General features: G+C 44.2%; 16 protein-coding genes. All 16 read left to right on the top strand.

The annotated features are described in order from the left end of the window. Positions 1–42 precede the first annotated feature (42 nt). The 16 genes from rpoB to FQV26_RS18080 all read left to right on the top strand — a co-directional run bounded on the left by rpoB (position 43) and on the right by FQV26_RS18080 (position 23270). Positions 43–3597: a DNA-directed RNA polymerase subunit beta gene (gene rpoB / locus FQV26_RS18005; protein WP_146559423.1), complete on the top strand. Its 3555-nt coding sequence runs from the start codon at positions 43–45 to the stop codon at positions 3595–3597. A 107-nt stretch (positions 3598–3704) separates the two neighbouring features. Next, positions 3705–7310, top strand: coding sequence for a DNA-directed RNA polymerase subunit beta' (gene rpoC / locus FQV26_RS18010; protein WP_146559425.1), 3606 nt, complete (start codon positions 3705–3707; stop codon positions 7308–7310). Positions 7311–7447: 137 nt separating this feature from the next. Next, positions 7448–7696 carry a ribosomal L7Ae/L30e/S12e/Gadd45 family protein gene (locus tag FQV26_RS18015; RefSeq protein ID WP_146559428.1) on the top strand — a complete coding sequence of 83 codons (249 nt, stop codon included), beginning with the start codon at positions 7448–7450 and terminating at the stop codon, positions 7694–7696. A 98-nt stretch (positions 7697–7794) separates the two neighbouring features. Further along, positions 7795–8214, top strand: coding sequence for a 30S ribosomal protein S12 (gene rpsL / locus FQV26_RS18020; protein ID WP_049694534.1), 420 nt, complete (start codon positions 7795–7797; stop codon positions 8212–8214). Positions 8215–8258: 44 nt separating this feature from the next. Then, a complete protein-coding gene (gene rpsG, locus FQV26_RS18025) occupies positions 8259–8729 on the top strand; it encodes a 30S ribosomal protein S7 (protein ID WP_008432480.1) in 471 nt (156 codons plus the stop codon). Positions 8730–8780: 51 nt separating this feature from the next. Next, a complete protein-coding gene (gene fusA / locus FQV26_RS18030) occupies positions 8781–10859 on the top strand; it encodes an elongation factor G (RefSeq protein ID WP_146559430.1) in 2079 nt (692 codons plus the stop codon). A 114-nt stretch (positions 10860–10973) separates the two neighbouring features. Continuing rightward, complete coding sequence (tuf, locus tag FQV26_RS18035) at positions 10974–12161, top strand: elongation factor Tu (RefSeq protein ID WP_146559433.1); 1188 nt, start codon at positions 10974–10976, stop codon at positions 12159–12161. A gap of 325 nt (positions 12162–12486) precedes the next feature. Beyond that, positions 12487–13386 carry a branched-chain-amino-acid transaminase gene (gene ilvE, locus FQV26_RS18040; protein WP_146559435.1) on the top strand — a complete coding sequence of 300 codons (900 nt, stop codon included), beginning with the start codon at positions 12487–12489 and terminating at the stop codon, positions 13384–13386. A 361-nt stretch (positions 13387–13747) separates the two neighbouring features. Further along, positions 13748–15475, top strand: coding sequence for a biosynthetic-type acetolactate synthase large subunit (ilvB, locus tag FQV26_RS18045; protein WP_146559437.1), 1728 nt, complete (start codon positions 13748–13750; stop codon positions 15473–15475). Next, complete coding sequence (gene ilvN / locus FQV26_RS18050; RefSeq protein WP_146559438.1) at positions 15472–15984, top strand: acetolactate synthase small subunit; 513 nt, start codon at positions 15472–15474, stop codon at positions 15982–15984. The genes ilvB and ilvN overlap by 4 nt, the downstream gene beginning before the upstream one ends. A gap of 29 nt (positions 15985–16013) precedes the next feature. After that, the gene (ilvC, locus tag FQV26_RS18055; RefSeq protein ID WP_146559440.1) at positions 16014–17048 is read left to right on the top strand and encodes a ketol-acid reductoisomerase; all 1035 of its coding nucleotides are present in this window, start codon (positions 16014–16016) and stop codon (positions 17046–17048) included. Beyond that, positions 17035–18576 (top strand): 2-isopropylmalate synthase, encoded by a 1542-nt coding sequence (locus FQV26_RS18060; RefSeq protein ID WP_146559442.1) that lies wholly within the window; start codon positions 17035–17037, stop codon positions 18574–18576. The genes ilvC and FQV26_RS18060 overlap by 14 nt, the downstream gene beginning before the upstream one ends. Before the next feature lie 31 nt (positions 18577–18607). Continuing rightward, complete coding sequence (gene leuB / locus FQV26_RS18065; protein ID WP_146559444.1) at positions 18608–19708, top strand: 3-isopropylmalate dehydrogenase; 1101 nt, start codon at positions 18608–18610, stop codon at positions 19706–19708. 18 nt (positions 19709–19726) lie between these two features. Then, positions 19727–21145: a 3-isopropylmalate dehydratase large subunit gene (gene leuC, locus FQV26_RS18070; protein ID WP_146559446.1), complete on the top strand. Its 1419-nt coding sequence runs from the start codon at positions 19727–19729 to the stop codon at positions 21143–21145. Between the two features lie 25 nt (positions 21146–21170). Further along, a complete protein-coding gene (leuD, locus tag FQV26_RS18075) occupies positions 21171–21761 on the top strand; it encodes a 3-isopropylmalate dehydratase small subunit (RefSeq protein ID WP_146559448.1) in 591 nt (196 codons plus the stop codon). 186 nt (positions 21762–21947) lie between these two features. Beyond that, positions 21948–23270: a Na+/H+ antiporter family protein gene (locus tag FQV26_RS18080; protein ID WP_146559451.1), complete on the top strand. Its 1323-nt coding sequence runs from the start codon at positions 21948–21950 to the stop codon at positions 23268–23270. Positions 23271–23404: the final 134 nt, after the last annotated feature.

A 23404-nucleotide genomic window follows, 5' to 3' on the forward strand; every position in this document is an offset into this window, starting at 1 on the left:
AATCGCAAAGACCTATAATCGTTTTATTGAGGGGTGAATAAGTTGGTAGGTCAACTAGTTCAGTACGGTCAACATCGTCAACGCAGAAGTTTTTCGAGAATCAGTGAAGTGCTGGATCTTCCGAACTTGATTGAAATTCAATCATCATCTTACGAATGGTTCCTTGAAGAAGGACTTCGCGAAATGTTCCGGGATATCTCGCCGATTGAAGATTTCACAGGAAATCTATCACTCGAGTTTGTTGATTACAGTCTCGCAGAACCGAAGTATCCAGTCGATGAATCGAAAGAGCGTGACGTTACTTATGCAGCACCTTTGCGTGTAAAAGTACGTCTGCACAACAAAGAAACTGATGAAGTGAAAGAACAGGATGTCTTCATGGGAGATTTCCCATTAATGACAGAGACTGGTACTTTCGTCATCAACGGCGCAGAACGCGTCATCGTTTCCCAATTGGTTCGTTCGCCAAGTGTTTATTTCCATGACAAGACAGATAAAAACGGTAAAAAAGGCTTTGGAGCAACTGTTATTCCTAACCGCGGTGCATGGTTGGAGTATGAAACAGATGCAAAAGATGTCGTGTATGTCAGAATTGACCGCACGCGTAAATTGCCAGTGACGGTTCTTTTAAGAGCACTTGGTTTCGGATCCGACCAGGAAATTATTGATTTGCTTGGCGATAACGAATTCCTTCAAAATACGCTTGAAAAAGATAACACAGAGAGCACAGAAAAAGCGCTTCTTGAAATCTACGAACGCTTGCGCCCTGGTGAGCCGCCAACGGTTGAAAGCGCGAAGAGCTTATTGTATTCACGCTTCTTCGATCCAAAACGCTATGACTTAGCAAATGTCGGCCGTTACAAAATGAATAAAAAACTTCATATTAAAAACCGTCTATTCAATCAGACCATCGCTGAAACTTTGGTTGATCCTGAAACAGGCGAAATTTTAGTTGAAGCTGGCACACTGATCGACCGTCGTGTACTCGATCGTTTAATTCCAAACTTGGAAAATGGCGTTGGTTTCCATACGGTTTCTCAAGTAGGTGGTGTTCTGGAAGGCGAAGTTACCTTGCAGTCGATCAAAATCTACGCGCCAAATACCGAAGACCAAAAAGAAGTTACTGTAATAAGCAATGCTTATATAGAAGATAAGATTAAACATGTAACACCGGCAGATATCATTTCTTCCATCAGTTACTTCTTTAACCTACTTCACGGTGTTGGAAACACGGATGATATCGATCATCTTGGTAACCGTCGTCTGCGTTCAGTAGGGGAATTGCTGCAAAACCAATTCCGTATCGGATTATCCCGTATGGAGCGTGTAGTTCGTGAGCGTATGTCTATCAACGATACACAAGCAATCGTTCCTCAGCAATTGATCAATATCCGTCCGGTTATTGCATCGATTAAAGAGTTCTTCGGCAGCTCTCAGCTTTCTCAGTTTATGGATCAAACGAATCCATTGGCTGAATTGACGCACAAACGCCGTCTATCGGCTCTTGGGCCCGGTGGTTTAACGCGTGAACGCGCAGGCTTTGAAGTACGTGACGTTCACTATTCCCACTATGGCCGCATGTGTCCGATTGAAACGCCTGAGGGTCCGAACATCGGATTGATCAATACATTATCAACATTTGCGAAAGTGAATAAGTTTGGTTTCATTGAAACTCCTTATCGCCGTGTAGATGCTGAATCCGGTATTGTAACAGAACACATTGATTACTTGACTGCTGACGAAGAAGATAACTATGTAGTGGCTCAGGCCAATTCGAAGTTGAATGACGATGGCTCATTCGTTGAAGAAGGCATTGTTGCACGTTTCCGCGGTGAGAACACCGTTTACAAACGCGGCAATATTGACTACATGGATGTTTCGCCGAAGCAAGTCGTTTCCGTAGCGACAGCCTGCATCCCGTTCCTTGAAAACGATGACTCCAACCGAGCATTAATGGGAGCGAACATGCAGCGTCAAGCGGTTCCATTGTTAAATCCAGAAGCTCCTTTCGTAGGAACTGGAATGGAACACTTGGCAGCGCGTGATTCTGGTGCAGCTGTTGTTTCAAAAAGCGATGGTATTGTGGAATATGTGGAAGCTAAAGAAATTTCAGTCCGCCGCATTGAAGTAGTGGATGGCAATGAAGTCAGAGGCGACCTTGACACTTACAGATTGCAGAAGTTTGTTCGTTCCAACCAAGGAACAAGTTATAACCAACGCCCAATCGTTAAAGTTGGAGACCGTGTTTCCAAGCGCGATATTCTTGCTGACGGACCTTCGATGGAACGTGGAGAGATGGCATTAGGAAGAAACGTACTGGTTGCCTTCATGACATGGGATGGTTTTAACTACGAAGATGCGATCATCATGAGTGAACGCTTGGTAAAAGACGATGTTTACACATCTGTTCATATTGAAGAGTACGAATCCGATTCACGTGATACAAAACTGGGGCCGGAAGAAATTACGCGCGATATCCCGAACGTTGGGGAAGACGCATTGCGTAACTTGGATGACCGCGGAATTATCCGTGTCGGAGCTGAAGTGAAAGATGGAGATATTCTAGTTGGTAAAGTAACACCTAAAGGCGTTACTGAATTGACTGCTGAAGAACGTCTTCTTCATGCCATTTTCGGCGAAAAAGCACGTGAAGTTCGCGATACTTCATTGCGGGTGCCTCACGGTGCTGGCGGTATTGTATTGGACGTCAAAATCTTCAATCGCGAAGACGGAGACGAACTGCCACCGGGTGTGAACCAGCTGGTACGTGCATATATCGTTCAAAAACGTAAAATTTCTGTCGGCGATAAGATGGCTGGACGCCACGGAAACAAAGGTGTTATTTCAAGAATTTTACCTGAAGAAGATATGCCATTCATGCCAGACGGCACACCGGTTGACATCATGTTGAACCCGCTTGGTGTACCATCTCGTATGAATATCGGTCAGGTACTTGAGTTGCACTTAGGAATGGCTTCCCGTTCACTTGGAATTCATATGGCCTCATCGGTATTTGATGGAGCAAATGAAGAAGATGTACTGGAGACAATGGAAGAGTCAGGCATGCCGCGCGATGGCAAGACGATTCTTTACGATGGCCGTTCTGGTGAAGCATTCGATAACCGTGTGTCTGTAGGAATCATGTACATGATCAAACTTGCTCACATGGTCGATGATAAATTGCACGCCCGTTCAACAGGGCCTTATTCATTGGTTACACAACAGCCATTGGGTGGTAAAGCTCAATTCGGCGGACAGCGTTTCGGTGAAATGGAAGTATGGGCCCTTGAAGCATATGGTGCCGCACATACATTACAAGAGATCCTAACGGTGAAATCGGATGATGTTGTAGGCCGTGTCAAAACTTATGAAGCAATTGTCAAAGGTGAAAGTGTGCCGGAACCAAGCGTACCGGAATCATTTAAAGTTCTGATCAAGGAGCTTCAAAGTTTAGGTATGGATGTTAAGATGTTGACGATTGATGATGAAGAAATTGAGTTGCGCGATTTGGACGAAGAAGAAGATCTTCAACCTGCGGATTCATTGAATATCCTCCCGATTGCAGATACAGAAGCACCGGTTGGAACAATTGATTAATAACTATTGGGTTCGAACGGCTTTAACCGGCCGTTCTCCATTTATTCACTTAGCCATTACCGAGGAAGAGCCGTACAGAAACTCGAGACAAAAGGGAGGTAGGCTCCTTGATAGATGTTAATAATTTTGAGTATATGAAAATCGGATTAGCGTCACCCGATAAAATTCGCTCATGGTCTTATGGAGAAGTCAAAAAGCCAGAAACAATCAATTACCGTACACTAAAACCTGAAAAAGATGGTTTGTTCTGTGAACGTATTTTCGGTCCTACAAAAGACTGGGAATGCCATTGCGGTAAATACAAACGTGTTCGTTATAAAGGTGTTGTCTGCGATCGCTGCGGCGTTGAAGTTACACGTTCAAAAGTTCGCCGTGAACGCATGGGGCACATTGAATTAGCAGCTCCTGTTTCGCACATCTGGTATTTCAAAGGAATTCCAAGCCGTATGGGACTTATCTTAGATATGTCTCCGCGTTCACTGGAAGAAGTCATTTACTTCGCTTCTTATGTAGTAATTGATCCTGCGGATACACCGCTTGAAAAGAAACAACTTCTTTCTGAAAAAGAATACCGCGCTTACCGTGATAAGTTTGGCAAGAAATTCCAAGCTGCTATGGGAGCAGAAGCAATCAAACGTCTATTGCAGGAAATTGACCTTGAGCGCGAAACGGATTCATTAAAAGAAGAGTTGAAAACTGCCCAAGGCCAGCGCCGCACTCGTGCGATCAAACGCCTAGAAGTAGTTGAGTCTTTCCGTAATTCAGGGAACAATCCTGATTGGATGATTCTGGACGTACTCCCGGTTATTCCACCTGAACTTCGCCCGATGGTTCAATTAGATGGCGGCCGCTTTGCGACTTCTGATTTAAATGACCTTTATCGCCGCGTAATCAACCGGAACAACCGCTTGAAACGTCTTTTGGACCTTGGAGCACCAAGCATTATCGTACAAAACGAAAAACGTATGCTTCAGGAAGCTGTTGATGCGTTGATCGATAACGGCCGCCGCGGCCGTCCGGTCACAGGACCTGGTAACCGTCCATTGAAATCTCTTTCTCATATGCTGAAAGGGAAACAAGGGCGTTTCCGTCAGAACCTTCTTGGTAAACGAGTTGATTACTCAGGCCGTTCAGTTATCGTAGTTGGACCTAACCTGAAAATGTATCAATGTGGTTTGCCTAAAGGAATGGCAATCGAATTGTTCAAGCCTTTCGTTATGAAAGAATTGGTTGAACGCGGATTGGCACACAACATCAAGAGCGCAAAACGCAAAATTGAACGTCTTCATTCTGAAGTTTGGGATGTACTGGAAGATGTCATCAAGGAGCATCCGGTTCTACTGAACCGAGCACCGACACTTCACAGACTGGGTATCCAGGCATTTGAACCGACATTAGTTGAAGGTAAAGCGATCCGTCTGCACCCGCTTGTATGTACTGCATACAATGCCGATTTTGATGGTGACCAAATGGCTGTTCACGTACCTTTATCATCCGAAGCACAAGCAGAAGCAAGATTGTTGATGCTTGCAGCTCAGAACATTTTGAATCCAAAAGACGGAAAACCTGTTGTAACACCATCTCAGGATATGGTTCTAGGAAACTATTACTTAACACTTGAGCGCAAAGGTGCTACAGGAGAAGGCGCTACTTTCTCAGGACCTGAAGAAGTAATGATCGCTTATCAAACAGGCCATGTACATTTGCATACACGTATTGCAATTCAGGCTGGAGCCGTCAACAACCCGACATTCACAGAAAGCCAAAACAAAATGCTTTTATTGACAACAGTCGGTAAAATTATTTTCAATGAAATTCTGCCGAAGTCATTCCCTTATATAAATGAACCAACTGACTACAATCTGCAGGTGGAAACACCAGCGAAATATTTTGTCCCAACAACGACAGATATTCGCAAGCATATTGAAGAAGCAGAGCTTGTGACTCCATTCAAGAAGAAAATTCTTGGGGAAATCATCGCTGAAGTGTTCAAACGTTTCCACATTACGGAAACTTCTAAAATGCTTGACCGTATGAAGAGCCTTGGATTCAAGTATTCGACACAAGCCGGCATTACTGTTGGTGTGGCGGATATCGTAGTTCTTCCGGACAAAGGAGAAATCCTAGTTGATGCGCAAGAAAATGTAGATAAAGTAATGAAACAATTCCGTCGCGGATTGATTACTGAAGAAGAACGATATGCACGCGTCATTTCGTATTGGAGCAATGCAAAAGATATCATTCAGGGCAAACTGATGGCATCTCTTGATAACTTGAATCCAATCTTTATGATGAGTGATTCCGGAGCGCGTGGTAATGCTTCCAACTTTACACAGCTTGCTGGTATGCGCGGGCTCATGGCCAACCCGGCTGGACGCATCATCGAACTTCCGATTAAATCTTCCTTCCGTGAAGGATTGACAGTACTTGAATACTTCATCTCTACACACGGTGCTCGTAAAGGTCTTGCCGATACAGCACTTAAAACAGCCGATTCAGGTTACTTAACTCGTCGTTTGGTAGACGTTGCACAAGATGCAATTGTCCGTGAAAATGACTGTGGAACTGACAGAGGCTTGTTGGTAGGAGCGTTGATGGAAGGCACAGAAGTGATTGAAGAGCTTCATGAGCGTATCGTTGGTCGCCATGCTAAGAAAACAATTCGCCACCCGGAAACAAAAGAAGTGATTGTAGCGAAAGATGAATTGATCACACAAGATTTGACTCGTCTTATCCTTGAAGCGGGCATTAAAGAAGTGACGATTCGCTCTGCATTTACATGTAATACAAAACACGGCATTTGTAAAAAATGCTACGGAACTAACTTGGCAACTGGAGACGAAGTTGAAGTGGGCGAGGCAGTAGGTATCATTGCAGCTCAATCAATCGGTGAACCAGGAACTCAGCTTACAATGCGTACATTCCATACAGGCGGTGTTGCAGGAGACGATATTACACAAGGTCTTCCGCGTATCCAAGAAATATTCGAATCGCGTAATCCGAAAGGCCAAGCAGTTATTTCTGAAATTACAGGTACCGTAACTGAAATTGATGAAATCCGCGAAGGCCAGAAAGAAGTAACGATTCAAGGAGACGTTGAAACTCGTAAATACTTAGCTCCTTACAATGCACGCATCAAGGTTCAAGTTGATGACGCCATCGTTCGAGGTGAAGTGTTGACGGATGGTTCAATTGATCCGAAACAATTGCTTCAAGTAAAAGACGTTCAAGCTGTTCAAGTGTATCTATTGAAGGAAGTTCAAAAAGTATACCGTATGCAAGGGGTAGAGATCGGCGATAAGCACGTAGAAGTTATGGTTCGTCAAATGTTCCGTAAAGTTCGCGTCATTGAAGCCGGCGATACTGAATTGCTGCCAGGTTCACTTTTGGATATCCATCAATTCACTGAAGCCAACGTCAAAGCGGTTCTAGAAGGTAATTTGCCAGCGACAAGCCGTCCTGTTATCTTGGGTATCACAAAAGCATCCCTTGAAACAGAATCATTCCTATCAGCCGCATCATTCCAGGAAACGACTCGTGTCTTAACAGATGCAGCGATCAAAGGAAAACGCGATGAGCTTCTAGGATTGAAAGAGAATGTTATCATCGGTAAACTTGTTCCAGCTGGAACAGGAATGCAGCGTTACCGCCAAATTAAAATTGCTCAAAGCGAAAAAGCGGCGAAGCAGGAAATTGTCGGTACAGAATCATAAAATAAAATCTTAGATTCCGGGAAGCTTCTAAATAACCTTCCCGGGATTTTTTAAGAATTCAGTTGACAGCATTGTCATAGAATGATAATATGTTGAGGGTTGATGGTTAACGGTCTGACACTTTGGAGGATATGCAAATGTCTAATGAAAAAGTAAAACAGGCAAGTGAAATAATCATCGGTACAAAGCAGACAGTAAAAGCATTAAAAAGCGGCATTGTCCAAGAAGTAATAGTGGCAAAAGACGCGGACGATCGAATGACCGAACAGATTATCCAACTAGCCTTAGAAAAAGGTATTCGGATCGAATATGCAGATTCACGATTGAAGCTTGGCAAAGCATATGGCATTAATGTCGGTGCAGCTGCTGTGGCTATTACTGGATAACAGTTTTTGTGTAAAACACAAAGACTTTGTTTTTTACCCAAAAATGAACCACCTGGATATGTGGTATTAGAACACCTTTTGAGAGGAGGAAAAAATCGATGCCTACAATTAACCAATTAGTTAACAAGCCTCGTAAACCAAAGAGCACTAAATCAGATTCACCAGCGTTAAACAAAGGGTATAACAGCTTTAAAAAGTCTCAGACTAACGTGACATCACCACAAAAACGTGGAGTATGTACTCGTGTTGGTACGATGACACCGAAAAAACCAAACTCCGCATTGCGTAAATATGCGCGTGTACGTTTGACAAACCAAATCGAGGTTAATGCTTACATCCCTGGAGAAGGTCACAACCTTCAAGAGCACAGTGTAGTTCTTCTTCGCGGCGGACGCGTAAAAGATTTACCGGGTGTGCGTTACCATATCGTACGTGGAGCACTTGATACAGCTGGAGTAAACGGCCGTATGCAAAGCCGTTCTAAATACGGAACTAAACGTCCTAAAGTAAAAAAATAATAAGTTAAATTAACGAAGAGATTTCGTTGAAAGGAGGAACATACATGCCTCGTAAAGGTCCTGTAGCTAAACGTGACGTGTTGCCAGATCCAATTTATAATTCAAAATTGGTGACACGCTTAATTAATAAAATGATGGTTGACGGAAAAAGAGGTACTTCACAAAAGATCCTATACGGAGCGTTTGAGCTAGTTAAAGAACGCAGCGGTAAAGATCCAATTGAAGTATACGAACAAGCATTGACTAATGTTATGCCAGTTCTTGAAGTACGCGCTCGCCGTGTTGGTGGAGCTAACTACCAAGTACCGGTTGAAGTTCGTCCTGAACGCCGTACAACTCTAGGTCTTCGCTACCTTGTAAACTATTCACGTCTTCGTGGAGAGAAAACAATGGAAGAGCGTTTGGCTAATGAAATTTTAGACGCTGCTAACAACACTGGTGCAGCTGTTAAAAAACGTGAAGATATTCATAAAATGGCGGAAGCAAACAAAGCGTTTGCTCACTATCGCTGGTAATTTCTTTCGAGATGTTTACATCTTAATCCGAAACGGAAGGAGAAAAACAACATGGCTAGAGAGTTCTCCTTAGACAAAACACGTAATATCGGGATCATGGCACACATTGATGCCGGTAAAACGACTACTACGGAGCGTATTTTATACTACACTGGTAGAATCCACAAAATTGGTGAAACGCATGAAGGTGCTTCTCAAATGGACTGGATGGAGCAAGAGCAAGAACGTGGAATTACAATCACTTCTGCTGCGACAACAGCTTCATGGAAAAACCACCGTGTTAACATCATCGATACTCCTGGACACGTAGACTTCACTGTTGAAGTTGAACGTTCATTGCGCGTACTTGATGGTGCAGTTACAGTTCTTGATGCTCAATCAGGTGTTGAGCCTCAAACTGAAACTGTTTGGCGTCAAGCTACAACTTACGGAGTTCCACGTATCGTATTCATCAATAAAATGGATAAAATCGGTGCGGACTTCTTATATTCTGTAAACACACTGCATGAGCGTTTACAGGCTAATGCTCACCCGATTCAATTACCAATCGGTGCAGAAGATGACTTCTCAGCAATTATCGATCTTGTTGAAATGAATGCACGCTTCTACGCAAACGATTTGGGAACTGAAATTACAGAAGGTGAAATTCCTGAAGAGTACAAAGAGCAAGCAGAAGAATGGCACACTAAATTAGTGGAAGCTGTAGCTGAGCTTGATGAAGACTTGATGGAGAAATATCTTGGTGGCGAAGAAATCACTAAAGAAGAACTTAAAGCTGCGATCCGTAAAGGAACGTTAGATGTTGAGTTTTATCCAGTGGTTTGCGGAACTGCATTTAAAAACAAAGGGGTTCAATTAATGCTTGATGCAGTAATTGATTACCTACCATCTCCATTGGATGTACCACCAATGACTGGTGTTCTTCCGGATTCAGACGAAGAAGTATTGCGTAAACCTAGCGAAGACGAACCATTCTCAGCGCTTGCGTTTAAAGTAATGACAGATCCATACGTTGGGAAATTGACTTTCTTCCGTGTGTATTCTGGAACTCTTAAATCTGGTTCATATGTTCAGAACTCTTCTAAAGGCAAGCGTGAGCGCGTAGGACGTATCCTTCAAATGCACGCAAACTCCCGTGAAGAAATCGCTGAAGTATATTGTGGAGATATTGCTGCTGCTATCGGCCTTAAAGATACATCGACTGGTGATACTTTAAGTGACGAGAAACAACAAGTAATTCTTGAGCGCATGGTATTCCCAGAACCTGTTATCTCACTTTCTGTGGAGCCTAAATCTAAAGCGGATCAAGATAAAATGGGTCAAGCTCTTGCAAAACTGCAAGAAGAAGATCCAACTTTCCGTGCTCATACTGACCAGGAAACTGGCCAAACGATCATCGCTGGTATGGGTGAACTTCACCTTGATATCCTAGTTGACCGTATGCGTCGTGAATTCAACGTAGAAGCTAACGTGGGTGCACCTCAGGTATCTTACCGTGAGACATTCCGTGAGTCTGCTAAAGTTGAAGGTAAATTCGTACGCCAATCTGGTGGACGTGGACAATTCGGACACGTTTGGATTGAATTCTCTCCAAATGAAGAAGGAGCAGGTTTTGAATTTGAAAATGGTATCGTTGGTGGTGTTGTTCCACGTGAATACATCCCAGCAGTTGAAGCGGGTCTTCGTGACTCTCTAGACAATGGTGTTATCGCCGGATATCCTTTGATTGATATTAAAGCTCGCTTGTTCGACGGCTCTTACCATGATGTTGACTCGAATGAGATGGCATTTAAAGTTGCTGCTTCTATGGCACTTAAAAATGCAATTTCTAAAGTTAGACCGGTTCTTCTTGAGCCAATTATGCGCGTTGAGGTTGTTATCCCTGAGGAATACCTTGGAGATATCATGGGTGACATTACGTCACGCCGAGGCCGTGTAGAAGGTATGGACGCTCGCGGAAACGCACAAGTAGTTCGTGCTATGGTACCTCTTGCAGAAATGTTCGGTTATGCAACTTCATTGCGCTCAAACACGCAAGGTCGTGGTGTATTCTCAATGCACTTCGATCACTATGAAGAAGTACCGAAATCAATTTCTGAAGAAATCATCAAAAAAAATAAAGGTCAATAATTGAATTTTGATCTTTAATAAAGTATAAATAGTTTGTATGCTCGGAATAATAGGGCCCTATTATTCCAGCACTTCAAACAAACATTCACTTACATTTTGAGGAGGATTTTTCTAATGGGAAAAGCTAAATTTGATCGTTCTAAAACGCACGCGAATATTGGTACAATTGGTCACGTTGACCATGGTAAAACAACTTTGACTGCAGCAATCGCTACAGTTCTAGCTAAAAAATCAGGCGGGGAAGCTCGTTCTTACGCTCAAATCGACAACGCTCCTGAAGAAAAAGAGCGCGGTATCACAATCAATACTTCACACGTTGAGTATGAAACTGAAACTCGCCACTATGCACACGTAGATTGCCCTGGACACGCCGATTATGTTAAAAACATGATCACTGGTGCTGCTCAAATGGACGGCGGGATCCTAGTAGTATCTGCTGCTGACGGCCCAATGCCACAAACTCGTGAGCACATTCTTCTTTCACGTCAAGTTGGTGTTCCTTACCTAGTAGTATTCATGAACAAATGCGACATGGTAGATGACGAAGAACTTCTTGAACTAGTTGAAATGGAAGTCCGCGATCTTCTATCTGAATATGACTTCCCTGGCGATGACATTCCTGTCATCAAAGGATCTGCTCTTAAAGCTCTTGAAGGCGAAGCAGAATGGGAAGATAAAATCGTTGAATTGATGAACGCGGTTGATGAGTACATCCCTACTCCACCACGTGATACTGACAAGCCATTCATGATGCCTGTTGAGGATGTATTCTCAATCACTGGCCGTGGTACTGTTGCTACTGGACGCGTTGAACGCGGACAAATCAAAATCGGTGATAACGTTGATATCATTGGTCTTACTGAAGAACCAAAATCTACAACTGTAACTGGTGTAGAAATGTTCCGTAAATTGCTTGACTATGCTGAAGCTGGCGACAACATTGGTGCACTTCTTCGCGGAGTTTCTCGTGATGACGTACAACGTGGACAAGTATTGGCTAAACCAGGCACAATCACTCCACACACTGAGTTTAAAGCTGAAGTTTATGTTCTTTCAAAAGAAGAGGGTGGACGTCACACTCCATTCTTCACAAACTACCGTCCGCAGTTCTACTTCCGTACAACTGATGTAACTGGTGTTTGTAACCTTCCTGAAGGTGTAGAAATGGTTATGCCTGGAGATAACATCGAAATGATCGTTTCTCTAATCTCTCCTATCGCACTTGAAGAAGGAACTAAGTTCTCTATCCGTGAGGGTGGACGTACTGTAGGCGCTGGCGTTGTTGCTACAATCACTAAGTAAGATCTGCTAAGTGTTAATTTAAGACCCTGTCTCATTAAATGAGACAGGGTCTTTTTTTGTGCTGTGGCAAGGGGTACGACGAGTTTTTTTGAAAAATTATAGTGCGTTCATAAAATATTCAAACTTTTTAAAAAATCTGTTAAAGCCAGGTATACCAACAATGAAAACGGATACATGGTTTGTGAATATTCAAAATTAATAAAAAAACAGTGTGAAGTTGATTGACAGGCATGTAAATAGGCGATATGATAGCAACAATTTACAAGACGCAAACAGAATTCGATATATTGCATATTATAAAACTTTCGAGAAAGAAGTGGACATCATGAGCGAACAAGTAATTTATTTAAATGGTGAATTCGTTAAAAAGGAAGACGCTAAAATTTCAGTTTATGATCACGGTTTTTTATACGGTGATGGTGTGTTCGAGGGAATCCGTTCTTATAACGGAAACGTCTTTCGGCTGGAAGAACATCTAGAGCGGCTTTACGATTCAGCAAAATCCGTGATGCTCGAGATTCCACATACTTTTGAGGAAATGGTTGAAATTGTTGTCCAAACGCTTAGAGAGAATAAATTCAAGGATGCTTATATTCGACTGATCGTTTCACGGGGAGTTGGAAACCTTGGATTGGATCCATATAGCTGCTCACATCCAAGTGTAATTGTAATAGCAGAGCCTTTATCGTTATTTCCTAAATCAATGTATGAGACAGGGATTGAAATTGTATCGGTTGCTACACGGAGAAGCCGTTCAGACGTATTAAGTCCAAAGGTAAAATCATTGAACTACATGAATAATATTTTGGTGAAACTGGAAGCTCATCTAGCAGGTGTTTCTGAAGCACTCATGTTGAACGATCAAGGTTATGTAGCCGAAGGTTCAGCGGATAACATCTTCATTGTCCGCAAGAATAAATTATTAACGCCTCCAGGTTATGTAGGAGCGCTTGAAGGGATAACACGCAATGCGATTATGGATGTAGCGGCAGAAAAAGGTTATGACATTCAAGAAGGTGTTTTTACTAGACACGATGTGTACGTAGCGGATGAGGTGTTCCTGACAGGTACGGCTGCTGAAGTAATTGCCGTAGTAAAAGTGGATGGCCGAGTAATTGGCGAAGGGAAACCGGGGCCAGTAACAAATGATTTGCTTGAATCATTTAGAGAACTTGTCCAGAACGATGGCGTAAAAGTTTATTCAGACCATTTAAATGTAGTGTAAAAAATCGGTTAAATAAATTGAATATTAGTTCAACTCAATGACGAGGTTAAAGTAATTGGAAACTGTATTTACAGAGAGCCGGTATAGGTGGAAGCCGGTAATACAACCATTTACGACATCCCCTCTGAGTGGATTGCTGAAAAGCTTCGGCTGTTTAGGTAGTTCCGGTGACTTGCAAGTTAAAAGACATCGTTATCAGCGGATAGGCAATGCTTATCCATGAGGCTGCGGTTGCGCAGTGAAATAGGGTGGTACCATGAAGCTTTTTCATCCCTATGCGAAGAACATGTTTCTTTGTGTAGGGATGAAAAAGCTTCTTTGTTTTTATTCCACCGGAGACTTAGAAAAGGAGGCGGAAGGATTGGGAGTAAACGTACAGGTAAGAGAAGAAGTTAAACAGCAGCTGACAGGTAATGGTGCAGACGTACTGATTCAATCTTTGAAAGGTCAGGGTGTAGAAATCATTTTCGGATATCCGGGAGGCGCGGTGCTGCCAATTTATGACGCCTTGCATAAAAACCCCATACGCCACGTATTAGCCAGACATGAACAAGGTGCAATCCACGCGGCTGAGGGATATGCAAGAGTTTCCGGTAAGACTGGAGTCGTCCTTGCTACATCGGGACCAGGAGCTACAAATTTAGTTACAGGTATAGCGGATGCCATGCTGGATTCCTTGCCGCTGGTCATCTTCACGGGTCAGGTTGCAACTTCAGTTATTGGAACAGATGCTTTCCAGGAAGCAGATATTATCGGCATCACACAACCAATTACGAAACATAATTATCAAGTGAAAAAAGTGGCGGATTTGCCAAGAATTATAAAAGAGGCATTTTACATTGCTTCTACTGGACGACCAGGACCGGTTCTGGTCGACATCCCAAAAAATATCGCAACTGAATTATTCTTATCCAATAAAGAAGAAGAGGCTGTATACTTGCCGGGCTATCAACCAACAACAAACCCGAACTACCTGCAGATCCAAAAAGCTGCTCAGTTGTTATCACAAGCGAAAAAGCCATTGATCTTAGCGGGAGCCGGTGTACTTGCCGCAAAAGCAACAGATGAACTAAGAACTTTCTCGGAACGGCATCAAATTCCGATTACCAATACATTGCTGGGGCTCGGCAGCATCGCTGGCGAACACGAACTATTCTTAGGAATGGCTGGCATGCACGGAACTTATACAGCTAATACAGCAATTTGCGACTGCGATGTATTGATGAACATTGGTGCACGATTCGATGACCGGTTGACTGGGAATCTTGCTCACTTTGCACCTAATGCACAAGTGATCCATATCGATATCGATCCAGCAGAAATCGGTAAAAATGTTCCTACAGCAATTCCGATTGTTGCAGATGCTAAAGAAGCATTGGTTCAATTGCTTAACCAATCGTTTGAAAGCCCAGACACTACTCAATGGTTAACCGAATTAACCGGCAACAAAGATGAATATCCACTTCAGTATCACGTGAAAGGCCGCGAAGGCATCCTTCCTCAACAGGCGGTTGAATTGATTCATCGTTTGACCGGAGGCAATGCGGTCGTAACTACTGATGTGGGTCAGCATCAAATGTGGGCTGCTCAATATTACCGCTTTAATAATCCTCATAACTGGGTTACATCAGGCGGACTAGGGACAATGGGCTTTGGGTTCCCGGCAGCCATCGGCGCACAATTAGCAAAACCCGATGAGCAAGTCATCTCCATTGTTGGAGATGCCGGATTCCAAATGACTTTGCAGGAGCTGTCTTTGCTTCAAGAGCTTCGTCTCCCGGTCAAGATTGTTATCTTGAACAATCAAAGTCTGGGGATGGTAAGACAGTGGCAGGAAACATTCTACGAAGGACGTTATTCGCAATCGTTGATTCCTGTTCAACCGAACTTTGTGAAGCTCGCTGAAGCTTACGACATTAAAGGGTACAAAGTGGAAACGATGGAAGAAGCAGAAGCGGTTTTCGCAGAAGCATTTAATTCAAACGAGCCAGCCTTGATTGATTGCCGAGTGGTGCAGCTGGAATCTGTATATCCGATGGTTGCGCCTGGCAAAGGCTTGAATGAAATGATCGGAGTGAAAGGCGAATGAAAAGAGTCATTACTACAACGGTGATCAACCAAAGCGGGGTGTTGAACCGCGTGACTGGATTGCTGATGAAACGGCAGTTCAACATCGAAAGCATTTCGGTTGGCCACACAGAGCAGCCTGGCATGTCGAAAATGACTTTTGTGGTCAATGTAGAAGACAAAGGCAAATTGGAGCAGTTATTAAAGCAGCTTCAAAAGCAAATTGATGTGATTAAAGTGAATGACATTACCGATAAGGCAATGGTGATGAGAGAGTTGGCACTGGTCAAAGTGGTCGTCCCACCAGCAGTCAGAAATGAAGTTCTCAGCATCGTTGAACCGTTCCGGGCGACCGTCGTCGATATGAGCAAAAACGTAACGACATTCCAAGTGACAGGCGACCCGGAAAAAATCGAAGCGTTTATTGATCTGATGAGGCCGTATGGTGTGAAAGAGCTGACCCGAACCGGGGTATCCGCTTTTGTCAGAGAGACACAAAAAACACAAACACCGCAATTGAACATCCTATAAAAAACCCAAACCCAAGGAGGAAATTAAAAATGGCAAAAATGTATTATAACCAAGACGTAAACGAACAGGTACTTAAAGGAAAGAAAATTGCGGTGATCGGCTATGGTTCTCAGGGCCATGCACATGCTCAAAACTTAAAAGAATCCGGTTTTGATGTAGTAGTTGGAGTACGTCCAGGCAAGTCATTTGATCAAGCGAAAAATGACGGCATGCAAGTGTCTACAGTAAAAGAAGCGGCAGACGCTGCGGACGTAATCATGATCTTAGTACCGGATGAAAAACAGACGCAAATTTACAACGCAGAAATCAAACCTTCATTAACGGCTGGGAAATCACTTGTTTTTGCACACGGCTTTAATGTTCACTTTAACCAAATTGTTGCACCGGAAGATGTAGACGTGTTCTTAGTAGCTCCAAAAGGTCCGGGGCATCTTGTACGCCGTACGTACGAAGCTGGTGCCGGAGTTCCTGGATTGTTTGCTATTCATCAAGATGTATCTGGACAAGCTAAAGACGTGGCGCTTGCTTACGCTAAAGGAATCGGGGCTACACGTGCAGGCGTTTTGGAAACGACGTTTAAAGAAGAAACAGAAACGGATCTATTCGGAGAACAGGCAGTTCTTTGCGGTGGTGTAACTTCACTGGTGAAAGCTGGATTCGAAACACTTGTGGAAGCGGGATACCAACCGGAACTTGCTTATTTTGAATGCATGCACGAATTAAAATTGATTGTTGATCTAATGTACGAAGGTGGCTTGTCAGGAATGCGCTACTCGATTTCCGATACCGCTCAATGGGGAGACTTTGTTTCAGGACCGCGTGTTGTTGACGCAGATACAAAAGCTCGTATGAAAGATATTCTTACAGATATCCAAACAGGGAAATTCGCAAAAGGCTGGTTGCTTGAAAACCAATTGAACCGTCCAGAATTTACTGCGATTGAAAAAGCCGAAGAATCTCACCAAATTGAGCAAGTTGGACGTGAATTGCGTGCGATGATGCCATTCGTCAATGAAGGAAAAAAAGCTAAACAAAAAGAGGTGGTCGCCAATGTCACAAATTGATATTTTCGATACGACATTACGAGACGGAGAACAGTCGGCCGGGATCAACTTGAATACAGCAGAGAAAATCGAAATCGCCCGCCAGCTTGAACGTCTGGGAGTGACGATTATCGAATCAGGATTTCCTGCTTCATCTCCAGGAGATTTTGATGCCGTGCAGCGAATCGCAGGCACGGTGAAGAATTCCATCGTAACGGGCTTGGCCCGTTCGATCCAAAGTGATATTGACCGGACATGGGAAGCGTTAAAAGGAGCGGAACAGCCGCATATTCACATCTTTTTAGCTACTTCGCCTATCCATATGGAAACTAAATTGTTTAAAACACCTGAGCAGGTTGTTGAGCTTGCTGTGGAATCAGTGAAATATGCGCGTAAGTTCTTCCCGTTGGTCCAATGGTCAGCGGAAGATGCTTCCCGTTCAGATCCGGAATTTCTGGCCCATATTATTCGTAAAGTCATTGAAGCGGGTGCGACTACCATCAACCTTCCAGATACGGTTGGTTACGCGACGCCTCAGGAATACGGAGCAATGTTCAAATACATGACCGAAAATGTAGCAGGAATTGACAAAGTGAAGTTGTCCGCGCATTGCCATAATGATTTGGGCATGGCAACGGCCAACACATTGGCGGCAATTGAAAATGGTGCCACTCAAGTGGAAGGGACTATTAATGGCATTGGAGAACGCGCCGGCAACGTCGCACTCGAGGAAATTGCAGTCGCTTTACACATTCGCAAACAAATTTTCAATATCGAAACGGGTATCAACCTTCACGAAATCAAACGCACAAGCCAGTTGGTTAGCCAATTGACAGGCAGCCTGATTCAACCGAATAAAGCGGTTGTCGGCAAAAATGCTTTTGCCCATGAATCTGGCATCCACCAGGACGGCATGCTGAAGAATCCGTTGACCTATGAAATCATTACACCAGAATTGATTGGCGATGCAGCAACTGAATTGGTGCTTGGCAAACATTCTGGGCGCCACGCCTTTAAAGACCGCGCCGTCAAAATGGGCTTTGATTTAACAGATGAGAAGTTGAACAAAGCATTTATTGAATTTAAGAAACTAGCCGATCGCAAAAAAGAGATTGTAGAAGACGACCTTTACGTATTGCTGACAGATCAGCAGATTCATGATACTGAAACACCGGTTTACAAGTTGGAAAGTGTTCAAGTGCAATATGGTACGGCAAACATTCCAACTGCTACGGCTTCTGCTTATCACCCGAATGGTGAATTAATTAATGAAGCAGCTACTGGAGCTGGATCGGTCGAAGCGATTTTTAACACATTGGAACGAATTGTAGAAGGCAAAGTTCATATTTTAGATTACCGTGTAACCTCTATTGGCAAAGGACGCGATGCACTGGGCGAGGCTGTTATCAATATGAGTTATGACGGAGAGACAGTGACAGGACGCGATGTCGCGCAGGATGTTTTGGAAGCAACAGCAAAAGCTTATTTAAACGCAGTCAATCGTCAAATTGTGCAAACAGGTAAGAAAGTTAGGATGTCGGCAGTGTAAAAAGAACAGATCAAAAGAGGAGGAATTTAAAATGAAAAAAACAATAGCGGTATTGCCAGGAGACGGAATCGGACCAGAAGTAACAGATGCAGCGGTAAAGGTGCTGCAATCCATCGCAATGCGTTATGGACATACTTTTCATTTGAAGCACGCGGCAATCGGAGGTACCGCGGTTGATCAATTCGATAACCCGCTGCCTCAGCAAACTATTGATGTTTGCGAAGCGAGTGACGCGATTCTCCTCGGTGCGGTCGGAGGAACAAAATGGGACAGCAATCCTGCTCACCTGCGTCCTGAAAAAGGACTTTTGAACATCCGTAAGCATTTCGATTTGTTTGCCAATATCCGCCCTGTCAAAGCGGTGCCTGCATTGCTGGCTTCTTCTCCATTAAAAGAAGAAGTAGCGAAAGAAGTGGACATGGTCATTGTCCGTGAATTGACGAGCGGTCTGTATTTCGGAGAACCGAAGCGCCGGTCGGAAAAATCAGCGGTGGATACCTTGGTTTATACAAGACAGGAAATCGAACGCATTGTAAATCAAGCATTTGAAATTGCCCGTACACGCAGAGGCAAAGTGACTTCGGTCGATAAAGCCAATGTACTGGAAACCAGTAAACTATGGCGTGAAGTTGTAGAAGAGCGCCGTAAAGCTTATCCGGATATTGAAGTGGAGCATATGCTGGTCGATTCAGCTGCAATGAAACTGATCACCGATCCGCGTGCTTTCGATGTTATGGTAACGGAGAATATGTTTGGTGACATCTTGAGCGACGAAGCTTCAGTGATCACCGGTTCACTTGGCATGCTGCCATCTGCGAGCATCCGTTCAGACGGCTTCGGGCTTTACGAACCCGTACACGGTTCAGCACCGGATATCGCAGGACAAAATAAAGCGAATCCATCGGCTGCCATCCTGTCGGTCGCGATGATGTTCAAGCATTCATTCGGCCTTCATACAGAAGCTGCAGCTATTGAGAAAGCGGTTATGGGAGTTCTCGAAGACGGCTATTGCACAGGTGACTTGGCTGGGCATGGGAAACGTGTAGTTTCTACTGATCGATTTGTAACGAAAGTGGTAGAAGAATTGGAAAGAGAATTTGTATCAGAACACATTATGTATTCTTATGTATAAGTGAAAGGAGCGGTTCGCATGGCAAAAACAATCATAGAGAAAATTTGGGAACAACATATCGTCTTCGAAGAGAAAGGCAAGCCGGACCTGCTATATATTGATCTTCATTTATTGCATGAGGTGACATCTCCGCAAGCGTTTGAAGGGCTTCGGCTGAACGGAAGAAAAGTTCGCCGTCCCGACCTTTGCTTCGCAACCATGGACCATAATGTTCCGACAAGAAACCGGGAGACGATTACGGATCCCATTTCGCGGAAGCAAATTAAAACTTTGCAAGACAATTGTGATGAATTCGGTGTGCCGCTTGCAGGCATCAATCATCCAGACCAAGGGATTGTGCATGTCATTGGCCCGGAACTGGGCTTGACACAACCTGGCAAGACCATCGTCTGCGGTGACAGCCATACTTCGACGCATGGTGCCTTTGGTGCATTGGCGTTCGGAATCGGTACTAGTGAAGTAGAGCATGTCCTGTCCACTCAGACTTTATGGCAATCAAAGCCGAAAACCATGGAAGTGCGGATTGACGGCAAGCTAGGTTTTGGCGTTTCTTCTAAAGACGTCATCTTGGCTATTATTTCGAAATTCGGCATCGACATGGGAACAGGCTATATTATGGAGTACACGGGTGAAGCGATCCGTGGTTTATCGATGGAAGAACGCATGACCATCTGCAATATGTCAATTGAAGCCGGTGCGCGGGCAGGCTTGATCAGTCCGGATGAAACAACGGTGGAATATTTGAGAGGGCGCAGACACGTGCCTGAAGGTGAAGCGTTTGAAAAAGAAGCTGCCCGTTGGCTGGCTCTTGCAACAGATGAAGGTGCGCAGTACGACGCGACAGTTACCATTCATGCAGATGAGATTTCTCCATTCGTAACGTGGGGCACTAACCCTTCAATGGGTTCAGGCATTGCGGAACGCGTCCCGTCTGCTGCTGATTACGATAAACAGTCAGATAGAGATGCGTTGAAGCAAGCATTGGCCTATATGCACCTAGAAGAAGGAACGCCGCTTACTTCTATTGATATCCAACATGTGTTTATTGGTTCTTGCACAAACGCACGCCTCGGCGATTTGCGCGCAGCGAGTGAAATTGTCAAAGGCAAAAAAGTACATCCGTCCGTAACGGCAATTGTCGTTCCTGGATCTGAAACGGTCAAACGTGCAGCTGAACAGGAAGGGTTGGACCAAGTCTTTCTTGAAGCGGGCTTTGAGTGGCGTGAGACAGGCTGCAGTATGTGCCTAGCAATGAATGAGGACTCGGTGCCTGCAGGCGAACGCTGTGCATCTACTTCCAACCGGAATTTCGAAGGACGCCAAGGAGCGGGATCGATGACGCACCTGGTGAGCCCCGTCATGGCAGCTGCCGCTGCGATTGAAGGTCACTTGACCGATGTCCGTAATTATATGAAAGAGCCGGTACCATCAGCATGACAGACAGAAATGAGGAGGCCTATCGATGAAACCGATCAATAAAATCTCAAGCGTTTTGACTCCGCTTGAACGAAAAAACGTAGATACTGACCAAATCATCTCAAAAGAGTTTCTGAAGCGTATTGAACGAACGGGATTCGGCAAATACCTATTTTATCATTGGCGCTTTCATGCTGATGGAACACCGATAGAAGACTTTGTTCTGAATGACCCTCGATTCAACGACTCCGAAATTCTGGTCGCACAAGAAAATTTCGGTTGCGGTTCTTCTCGTGAACATGCTCCGTGGGCGATTTTAGATTACGGCTTCCGTGTAGTCATCGCTCCCAGTTATGCAGACATCTTCTATAACAACTGTGTGAAAAATGGCATTTTGCCAATCCGCTTAAAGGATCAGGAGGTCAATGAGCTGCTAGATAAGGGACAGCGTGAGGAGTTCAAGTTGGAAATCAACTTGGCCGATCAGACTGTCACTGGACAGGACGGCATACGCTATGAATTTGATATTGACCCTTATTGGAAAGAAATGCTGCTGAAGGGCTGGGATGAAATCGCGTTGACGTTCCAGTACGATGCCTATATCGCGGCTTATGAAGAAAGGCAGCGGCGGGCTTAATGGAGTACAGGTAAACAACTTGATAAGTCTTTTTAAGAAGACCTTTTACGTAAACCGTAGAAGGTCTTTGTTTTTGGATTTTTTATCTGCAAACAAATCAGCAATAGGCTGTTGACAAGCTTTTCGCGTTTTGTTAATTTAAAGTGTGTACTTTAACGCTTTAGCAAACTAAAGGAGAGTTTATTTATGAATGCAGTTATTATCGCTGTCTTAGTCATGCTCGTATTGAGCTTATTGCGTGTGAATGTCGTCTTTGCTTTATTGATTGGGGCGCTTGCAGGTGGATTGAGCGGCGGATTATCCTTTGTGGACACATTAACCTCATTTACAGACGGGTTAGGGGAAGGGGCAACCATTGCGCTCAGCTACGCCATGCTCGGTGGATTTGCCGTAGCGATTTCACGCACGGGCATACCGGAGCTTCTTGTTTCAGGAGTTCTAAAGCTAGTCAATAAAGACGGAGAGGCGACACGGGAAAATTTAGCGAAAGCCCTCATCATCATCGCGCTGCTGGCGATGGCTATCTTCTCGCAAAACCTGATTCCGATTCACATCGCTTTTATTCCTTTATTGGTTCCACCGATTTTGCACATTTTAAATGAGCTGCGGATTGATCGCCGACTGATTGCGGCCGTTCTGACTTTTGGTCTGACTGCTCCTTATATTTTATTGCCATACGGCTTCGGATTGATTTTCCATGAGATAGTCTTTACGCAGATGGAACTTGCAGGTCTGACGATCGACATGGCTGACATTCCAAAAGCGATGGCGATTCCTGTAGCCGGCTTATTGGTGGGATTGATCATCGCGGTGTTCATCTCCTACCGCAAGCCGCGTGAATATCGCAAAACCTCTTCTACTATAGAAGGAACTTTGAAAAAGACGGCTTCAACGAAAGATGTCATCGTCACGATCGTGGCACTGATCGCCGCATTGTATGCCCAGATTCAGACGGATTCAATGATCATCGGAGCGCTTGCCGGGATCTTGGTGCTATATGTCTTTGGCGCAATGAAATGGCGCGAAGCTGACGAAGTCCTTACGGAAGGTATGCGCATGATGGCCTTTATTGGGTTTGTTATGATTACGGCAAATGGCTTCGCTTCGGTCATACAGGCGACAGGAGCTGTCGAGCCGCTGGTTGACAGTGTATCAGAACTATTTGCAGGCAATAAGGGCATTGCGGCATTAGCAATGCTTGTCGTCGGCTTGTTTGTGACGATGGGCATCGGTTCATCGTTTGCCACGATTCCGATCATCGCTGCCATCTTCGTACCGTTGAGTTTAGAATTCGAATTCTCGACGATGGCGATCATTGCTTTGATCGGCACCGCGGGAGCACTGGGTGATGCGGGTTCGCCAGCTTCTGATTCAACGCTTGGCCCAACAGCCGGCTTGAATGTGGATGGACAGCATAATCACATCTGGGATACCTGTGTTCCCACCTTCCTTCACTACAATATTCCATTAGTAATTTTCGGTTGGATTGCCGCTATGATATTGGGCTAAGCTCGAAATGTTCGGACTATTACCATCAGGCTTGAAGTTCTAAAATATCCTGTTATACTAATAAAAGCGAATTGAAAAGAATTTCGTGGAAACACTTGCGGAATTCTTTTTTCTTTTGTATAATGGTGAATGTT

Origin of the sequence: Planococcus sp. CPCC 101016, assembly GCF_007859295.1 — a bacterium.
Classification (GTDB): Bacteria; Bacillota; Bacilli; order Bacillales_A; family Planococcaceae; genus Planococcus.

What these genes read in the sequence shown, in the direction of transcription:
- FQV26_RS18015 (WP_146559428.1), top strand. Translation starts at nt 7,448, where the DNA reads ATGTCTAATGAAAAAGTAAAACAGGCAAGTGAAATAATCATCGGTACA.
- rpsL (WP_049694534.1), top strand. Translation starts at nt 7,795, where the DNA reads ATGCCTACAATTAACCAATTAGTTAACAAGCCTCGTAAACCAAAGAGC.
- rpsG (WP_008432480.1), top strand. Translation starts at nt 8,259, where the DNA reads ATGCCTCGTAAAGGTCCTGTAGCTAAACGTGACGTGTTGCCAGATCCA.
- fusA (WP_146559430.1), top strand. Translation starts at nt 8,781, where the DNA reads ATGGCTAGAGAGTTCTCCTTAGACAAAACACGTAATATCGGGATCATG.
- tuf (WP_146559433.1), top strand. Translation starts at nt 10,974, where the DNA reads ATGGGAAAAGCTAAATTTGATCGTTCTAAAACGCACGCGAATATTGGT.
- ilvE (WP_146559435.1), top strand. Translation starts at nt 12,487, where the DNA reads ATGAGCGAACAAGTAATTTATTTAAATGGTGAATTCGTTAAAAAGGAA.
- ilvN (WP_146559438.1), top strand. Translation starts at nt 15,472, where the DNA reads ATGAAAAGAGTCATTACTACAACGGTGATCAACCAAAGCGGGGTGTTG.
- ilvC (WP_146559440.1), top strand. Translation starts at nt 16,014, where the DNA reads ATGGCAAAAATGTATTATAACCAAGACGTAAACGAACAGGTACTTAAA.
- FQV26_RS18060 (WP_146559442.1), top strand. Translation starts at nt 17,035, where the DNA reads ATGTCACAAATTGATATTTTCGATACGACATTACGAGACGGAGAACAG.
- leuB (WP_146559444.1), top strand. Translation starts at nt 18,608, where the DNA reads ATGAAAAAAACAATAGCGGTATTGCCAGGAGACGGAATCGGACCAGAA.
- leuC (WP_146559446.1), top strand. Translation starts at nt 19,727, where the DNA reads ATGGCAAAAACAATCATAGAGAAAATTTGGGAACAACATATCGTCTTC.
- leuD (WP_146559448.1), top strand. Translation starts at nt 21,171, where the DNA reads ATGAAACCGATCAATAAAATCTCAAGCGTTTTGACTCCGCTTGAACGA.
- FQV26_RS18080 (WP_146559451.1), top strand. Translation starts at nt 21,948, where the DNA reads ATGAATGCAGTTATTATCGCTGTCTTAGTCATGCTCGTATTGAGCTTA.